General features: G+C 66.2%; 4 protein-coding genes and 1 tRNA gene. 4 read left to right on the forward strand and 1 reads right to left on the reverse strand.

Annotated elements, in window-relative coordinates:
* On the reverse strand, positions 1 to 902 hold a 902-nt coding region (locus AB0B72_RS39945), incomplete at its 3' end, for a type IV secretory system conjugative DNA transfer family protein (protein ID WP_367744997.1).
* Positions 903 to 911: 9 nt separating this feature from the next.
* On the opposite strand from AB0B72_RS39945, the gene AB0B72_RS39950 reads away from it, so the two are divergent.
* From AB0B72_RS39950 to ligA, 4 genes are all read left to right on the forward strand, one after another.
* Entirely contained in the window at positions 912 to 1,361 is a 450-nt protein-coding gene (locus AB0B72_RS39950; RefSeq protein ID WP_367744998.1) for a hypothetical protein, read from the forward strand.
* A 429-nt stretch (positions 1,362 to 1,790) separates the two neighbouring features.
* Complete coding sequence (locus AB0B72_RS39955; protein ID WP_367744999.1) at positions 1,791 to 2,831, forward strand: NAD(P)-dependent alcohol dehydrogenase; 1,041 nt, start codon at positions 1,791 to 1,793, stop codon at positions 2,829 to 2,831.
* Between the two features lie 846 nt (positions 2,832 to 3,677).
* Positions 3,678 to 3,782: transfer RNA gene (locus AB0B72_RS39960), tRNA-Leu, on the forward strand.
* A 1,278-nt stretch (positions 3,783 to 5,060) separates the two neighbouring features.
* Positions 5,061 to 7,145, forward strand: coding sequence for an NAD-dependent DNA ligase LigA (gene ligA / locus AB0B72_RS39965; protein ID WP_367745000.1), 2,085 nt, complete (start codon positions 5,061 to 5,063; stop codon positions 7,143 to 7,145).
* The last annotated feature ends 573 nt before the right edge of the window (positions 7,146 to 7,718 follow it).

Genomic DNA, 7,718 nt, shown 5'->3' on the forward strand with positions numbered 1-7,718 from the left:
ACCCACGAGATGATCGCCTCGTCCCGCAGCGCCTTGGCGGCGGTCCGGGCTGTCTGGTAGATGCCGTCGCGGGTCTCGACCGCGCCGTTCTGCGCGCCACGCAGGGACGAGGCCAGCAGGGAGAACCCGGCGGCCTCCAGCAGCTCGACCGGTGTCGGTACGGCCGGCGCGTCCAGCCATTTGGCGACGTCGCGCAGGGTGCGGCCGGAGGACGCGGCGGCCAGGAACAGGGCGCAGAGCAGGTCTTGGGCGGCGGGTCCCCACAGGTCGCACTTGGTGCCGTCGTCGACGGTCAAGACGAAGTGCCCGGCCAGGCGGTGTGCGTCTTCCACGGTGGCCAGGCCACGTAGCGGGTCCCACCACCAGGCCTGCTTTTGGTAGGTGATGCGTTGGGGGTCGAACAGCCACACCGCGCCGTCGGCGGCGCGCAGACTGGCGGTCGCCGCCCACAGATCGGCCTTGTTGGACGTGGCGATCACCGGACCGGGCGCCGACAGCACATAGGGGATGCTCAGGCAGGTGGTCTTGCCCGACCTGGGCGCCATGAAGGCGACGATGGTGTCCTCCCAGGAGGCGTACAACGTGGGCCCGTTCCGCATGAGGTCGCCGAGTGGCAGCCCGATGTCGCACGGTGCCAGCGGTCCGACCAGCGAGGGACGCAGCTCACGGGCCTTCTTCTCCGCCGCGTCCGGCTTGAGCGCCGCGAGCCCGGGATTGTCCGCGAGCGCGGCCACCGGGTCCACCGGATCGGCCAGCCGCCCGGCGATCGCCCACCAGGCGGCCACGACCACGGCAAGCGCCACCGTGATAAGGAGCGCCGCCACCACGACGACGGCGGAAGTTGGCGTACCCGGCCAGGCGACAGCCGTACGGCCCTCGAATACCTGAAGCGCGAAATCCAACCCGAAATCGTGCACCCGCGGCTCTATGTCAACGGAGTGCTCGCCGGCGCCGCACTGCACGAGGCCTCATGGGGGGCCGCCGGAGCGTTCGCGATCGGCAGGGGCATGCTGAACGGCGGGCGCACCGGCTGGTGGAAGGGCGGCGTGGACGAAGCCGAAGTCCTCGACCATCCCGCGTCGGCGGAGGAGATCGAGCGGATCAGCGGCTCCCCGGCTTCTCCACCCAGCCCGACGCCCTCACCCCCGGTTTCGTCTTCACCTACCCCGACGTCTCCCGCGCCATCGCCGAGGCCGGCATGCCAGTACCCCGAATGGCGGCAGGCCGGCTATTCCACGGGCGCCCGGGTCTCCTACAAGAACAAGCACTGGGAGGCGAAGCAGCAGATATACCCTGACAACCGGAACCCTCCCGATAGCTTCCCGGGATGGAAGTCCCTGGGCGACTGTCCCATGTCCTGACCAGCGCGTCCGGGGCGAGTTCCGCGGGTCTGTCCAGGAGAAGCCGTACAGTCCCCATGGCCTTCTCCACCGCCGACGTCGGCCGCGTATTGGCCACGGCCCGGGAGGTCTACGGGGCCTTGTTGGGTGTCTGCCCCCCGCCACGCCGTACGCGATCAAGCTGTGACCTGCCGACTTCGCCTTGTCATCTCAGCATCCGAGAACTCCTCCAGCCCTGGTCGTGGTGCGACATGACGGGACCCGCATTCGCGTTGCAGACGGCAGGATAGTGTCAACGGCGCGAGGCCTTGGCTCAGGTCTTTGGGCTGTTCAGGGTGCGTAGCGTGCTGGGGGGCGGGAGGAGCCCGCCCTTGCCGTGGTGACATACTCGTCACGCGCCTTGAAGCGAAGGTCGCCCGGCAAAGCACCACCCTTGAGGAGAAGTCTGCGATGGCCACCGTTGCCGCTTACGCTGCGCCAGCCGCCAAGGCTCCGCTGGAGCGCACCACCATCGAGCGCCGTCCAGTCGGCGAGTTCGACGTCCTGATCGAGATCAAGTACGCCGGCATCTGCCACTCGGACATCCACCAGGCAAATGAGGGTTGGGGCGAGGCGATCTTCCCGATGGTGCCAGGCCACGAGATCGCCGGTGTCGTCGTCGAAGTGGGCTCGGGCGTGACTAAGTACGCCGTAGGCGACCGCGTGGGTATCGGCTGCTTCGTCGACTCGTGCCGTGAGTGTGAGTACTGCAAGCAGGGTCTGGAACAGTACTGCGTCAAGGGCAACATCCCGACATACAACGGCCTCGACAAGAACGGCGAGCCCACCTACGGCGGCTACTCCACCCACATCGTCGCCGACGAAAACTATGTCCTCCGCATCCCGGACTCGCTTTCTCTGGATGTGGCCGCGCCGCTGCTGTGCGCGGGCATCACCACGTACTCGCCGCTCAAGCATTGGAACGCGGGCCCCGGCAAGAAGGTCGCCGTTGTCGGCATGGGCGGTCTCGGCCACATGGCGGTCAAGATCGCGCACGCCCTTGGTACCGAGGTCACCGTCCTCAGCCAGTCGCTGCGTAAGAAGGACGACGGGCTCAAGCTCGGCGCCGACCACTATTACGCGACCAGCGACCCGAAGACCTTCGAGTCGCTGGCCGGCACCTTCGATCTGGTTCTCGCCACGGTGTCCGCACCGATGGACTTCGGCGCGTACTTGTCCCTGCTGAAGACGGACGGCACGCTGGTGAACGTGGGCGCTCCTGAGGAGCCGATCCCGCTGAACTTGTTCTCGCTGATCGGCGGGCGCAAGAGTCTCGCCGGATCGATGATCGGCGGCATTCCCGAGACCCAGGAGATGCTCGACTTCTGCGCCCGGCATGGCTTGGGCGCCGATATCGAGCTGATCCGAGCCGACCAGATCAACGAGGCGTACGCGCGGGTGCTCTCCAGCGACGTCCGCTACAGGTTCGTGATCGACATCGCCACGATCTGACCCCGGAGTTGCGCACCCATCGCGAGCTGGAGCCCGCCCCGTGGTAGCAGGCTCGGCTGGAGGCCCTCACCCGCGACTGGGACGCCCTGCGCACCCGCCTCCAGCCCAAAACCCGGAAGGACATGATTGGTCGGCGATTCGGGGGCCGGCAGCGGGATGACGTCAGATGGGGCAGGGGTGCCATCCGCCGCGGAAAGTGCCGTCGCCCAACTCCATGATCAAATAGCTTCGCTCCATCACTAACGATGGTCCCTTAAGACGATCTACGAATGTAGTACCGGGCAGGGTGACGTCAGACAGGGGGAACCGGCTGGTCAGTTCCCCGGCGTGAGCTGGTCGGCGGGTTTCCGCCGCAGCGCCTAGAGTAAAGCCCAATCGCTGTAACCTGGCGGAGTGAATTCCGAATTCGCCAGGATCTTCCAAGGCCTGTTGGCCAATCGCAGCCTGTCGCCGAGGGCTGTCAGCCGAGCGTCAAGGCGAGCCGAGTCAACCATCAATCAACTTCTGAACGGTAGCATTCAGCCATCAGTTGAGATTGTCCATGACATAGCACCGGTCTTGGAGATACCCGTGGACGATCTGCTTGTCATCGCTGGACTGTCAGGGGAGCTACCACGGGGCCAGCCGAAACCGTACCCTGCGGCAGCTCAGATAGGGCAATTAGTCGCGCTGGTAAGCACTCTAACGCCTGGGCAGGTGGAGCAGGTCATTCAAGCCGCCCGAGATCTGAAAGGATGAAGGCCGAAGTCGCAGGCCCGCGGCACCCGCTACGCCCTTCGCATCATGAGGATCACGCCGTCCCCACCGGGCGCACCGTGCCGGTCATCAAAATCCGAAGGGGATCCACTGGGCGTGACTCAGGTCGAACCCTCGCGCCTCCAAGACCTCGCGAATAATGCTTTCCGTTGCCACGCTTGCAAAGGGGCGCAGGTTCAAATCCTGTCGTCCCGACGCAGCTCAGAGGGTTGATCCGGTTGGTCGGGTCGGCCCTTTCGGCGTCTTGGGGACCACGATCATCTTGCGCGCGGCCTGCTAGGGCTGTTTGGCCGGTGGTCAAGGTGGCAATTGCCTACCCTGTTGCTTCCGAGTCTGAGGGCGCCGGACGGACCACGGTGCTCCATGTGGGGCGCGTCCGGCATGGATGCGATGATCGCAGGGTGATTGACCGCGTCGGTGTCGTCAGCGCCGTCTTAGACGCGCACGGCCGTTGCTTGCTGACCATGTCCGATGGAGCCATCGAACGCATCGATCCGGCTCTCACCGACGAAGAGATCAAGAACCGCTTCGAACTGAACCGCCTAACTCGCATGCCCAAGATCGAATTCTGTGCTGGGCTTCTTCTCGATGGACCCCTAGAGGGCACTCTCAGCTACGCAATAGACGAACTCGGTCACCGCAGCACGCACTACCTTCCGCGAACACCCAGCGACGCCTCGCCCCGAACGCCCCCGGGGTCAGGCCTCGTATACGAGGTCGTGAAACTCAGCTCCACGGGCCAGCCCGCAGAACTGCGCTATGTCCCGAGTGAGTGTCAAACTGAGTGACTTCCGGGACGCCTGCCCTCGCCCATCGATGCGCATCCGTGCACCGAACATGTGGCCTTCACCTGGACGAACGCCAGGTTCGAGGAATTGCTGACCGTGGGCGCTTACCTCGATGGATTTGCGGTTCGCGGCGACGTGCTCCACAACCAGTTGTTTACTTTCCCTGGGGAACCAACATCGCTCGCCTTCACAGCGCCTGGTAGCCCTGCGGAATTGGCGGCGACCACAGCGAATTGGTTAGAAGCCATTTGGAGACGTCCGGTCGTTCGATACGAGTGGCTCCGGAGGGGGCAGGTCTACGCCCACAGATATCGGTTCGCGGACACGGGCCGGGGTCTGTGCGAAGGCAGTGTCCGTACTGCCAACCTCACCACACCCGATCGCATCGTCCATGTTCGAGGTGAACCAAGCCGGTCCGATGATGGATGACACACCGTGGCTGACCGGGACTGGACCTCACCGGGGGGCACAGTCAGGGCACATAACACCGTGATCAGCTGCGAATTGCCTAGAACCACCGAGATGGACGACGCAGGTCCTCCCGGTGGCTCGGGAGTTCAGTGCCCCGGCTCTGCCCGCCCGCTGCTACCGGGGAGATGTCTCGCGTCCTGCGTTCCGGAGGCCGTCTACTCCCTGTCGCGTTCCGCGGGCCGAAATTGTCGGTGCCTGACGCGATGATGGAACCATGACCGACGCACCCTCCAGCACTGTCTTGGCTGATCAGACCGCCTACACCGAAGCCGTTCAGCTGGCCTTGGACGCCGCTGCGGCCTACTACCGCGATGGCACCTCCACGCTGGACGACGACGCCTACGATCGGTTGGTCCGGGGCATTGCGGCATATGAGGCCGAGCATCCCGACGAGGTGCTGCCGTCCTCGCCGACGGGCAAGGTGGCCGGTGGCGCGGTGGCCGGCGACGTGCCGCACACGGTGCCGATGCTGAGCCTGGACAACGTCTTCGGCGCCCAGCCACTCGCCGACTGGTCCGCGTCTCTGGAGCGCAGGCTGGGCAGGCCGGTCACGGCGTGGAGCGTGGAGCCGAAACTCGACGGGCTGGCGATCGCCGCGCGTTACCGCGGCGGGCGGCTGACACAGCTGATCACCCGCGGCGACGGCACCAAGGGTGAAGACGTGAGCCACGCGATCGGCACCATCGTGGGACTGCCCGCCAGGCTTGCCGAGCCGGTCACGGTGGAGTTGCGCGGCGAGGTGATGATGACCACGTCGCAGTTCGAGGAGGCATGCGCCAAGCGCCAGGCACACGATGGCACCACGTTCGCCAACCCGCGCAGCGCCGCCGCCGGCGTGCTGCGCGCTCAGGATCGGCCCTACGTGTGCGAGCTGACATTCTTTTGCTACGGAGCGCTGTCGCATCCCGACGATGCCTCGGATCTGGCCGTGCGGCTGCGCGAGCTGCCGCACAGCGAGGTCATGGCGTGGGTCGCCGGACAGGGCGTGCAGACCCCCGCCGTCACCGACGTCGCCGGCATTGTCGCCACCACCCTGGAGCAGGTCCAGGAGCGGGTCGAACAGATCGCCGTCAAGCGGGCCGCTCTGACCTTCGGCATCGACGGCATCGTGATCAAGTGTGATCTCGCCGCCGATCAGGCGCAGGCCGGCTTCAGTTCGCGTGCGCCCCGATGGGCGATCGCCTACAAGCTGCCCGCCACCGAGAAGATCACCAAGTTGATCGCGGTGGAGTGGAACACCGGTCGCAGCGGCATCATCGCGCCGCGCGCCGTGCTGGAGCCGGTCGAGATCGACGGCAGCACCGTCACCTACGCCACCTTGCACAATGTCGCCGACATCACCCGCCGGGGCCTGATGATCGGCGATTCCGTGGTCGTCTACAAGGCCGGCGACGTGATCCCCCGAGTCGAGGCCCCAGTCGTGCACCTGCGCACCGGCGACGAGCAGCCGATCGCGATCCCGCAGGTCTGCCCGAACTGCGGCGACGCGATCGACAGCTCACAGGAGCGGTGGCGGTGCGTACGCGGCCGCGGCTGCCGGGCGATCGCCTCCATCGGCTATGCCGCCGGCCGCGACCAGCTCGACATCGAGGGCCTGGCCGAAAACCGCATCCAGCAACTCCTGGACGCCGGGCTGATCACCGACTTCGCCGACCTGTTCTTCCTGACCCGCGAGCAGGTGCTGGGTCTGGAACGGATGGGCGAGACCAGCACCGACAATCTGCTCGCCGCCCTAGACAGGGCCAAGGCACAGCCGCTCAACAGGGTGTTCTGCGCGCTGGGAGTACGCGGCACCGGTCGCTCCATGAGCCGCCGCATCGCCAGGCACTTCGGCAGCATGGACGCCATCCGCGCGGCCGACGCAGAGGCGATCCAGGAGGTGGAGGGCATCGGCCCGGAGAAGGCGCCCGTGGTGGTGGCCGAGTTGGTCGAGCTCGCCGACCTCATCGACAAGCTGGTCAGGGCCGGGGTGACCATGACCGAGCCGGGCTGGACACCCCCCGCCGATCCTGACACCGGCACCGATGCCAAGGCGGGCGGCGCGTCCGATCTGCCGCTGGCGGGGATGTCCGTCGTGGTCACCGGCGCGATGACCGGGGCGTTGGAGGCGCTGACCCGCAACCAGATGAACGAGCTGATCGAGCGCGCCGGAGGCAAAGCCTCCTCCGGGGTCTCGGCGAAGACCTCGCTACTGGTGGCCGGAGACAAGGCGGGCTCCAAGCGGGCCAAGGCCGAGAGCCTGGGCGTGCGGATCGTCGCCCCGGAGGAATTCGCCGGCCTCGTCGGCCCGTTCATCTGACCAGGACCGGAGGTGCCTCATCTGATCGACGAGCACCGAAGCCACGTAGCAATCACCTTGTAGATGCCTATCCGAGGCGATCGGGCCGCCGGCATCCCGGAGACCGCTGCGGCGATCCTTGCCCGGCACGCGCCGCTTGCCGTTGTGATGTCGGCCCTTTTGTCCAAAGCACGAGAGCAGGCAGACGCCGTATCGAACCGCGCCGGATTGATGGAGGCTCGGATGTTCACCGGCTTTCGTGGAGCTGCTTTGCTCGCCCTGGCGAGCAGCAGGGCTGAGTAACTGCCCGGCCGACAATCACAGCAAGCCCGAACGCTCGTGGACTTAGGCAAACTTGGTGTCGAAGCCAGATGCTCTCCCGCCGCTGTATGACCCAGGCGTCGCGGTCGGCACTGTGCCGAGTTTCCGGCAGGGGAGTCTGCCCGGGCGTCCTCAGCTGCCGATTCGAGGAACTTCGGGTTGAGCCCCTCGATCAGGTCTGTCGACGACACGTGAAAACTGACCCCCAGGCGACGGCTGAAATCTGACCCCTCTGCTGTCACCGTGGAGGGTGATCAAGGTGGAGGACTGGGC

The organism is Microbispora sp. NPDC049125 (assembly GCF_040802045.1).
GTDB lineage: Bacteria > Actinomycetota > Actinomycetes > Streptosporangiales > Streptosporangiaceae > Microbispora.

What these genes read in the sequence shown, in the direction of transcription:
- AB0B72_RS39955 (WP_367744999.1), top strand. Translation starts at nt 1,791, where the DNA reads ATGGCCACCGTTGCCGCTTACGCTGCGCCAGCCGCCAAGGCTCCGCTG.
- ligA (WP_367745000.1), top strand. Translation starts at nt 5,061, where the DNA reads ATGACCGACGCACCCTCCAGCACTGTCTTGGCTGATCAGACCGCCTAC.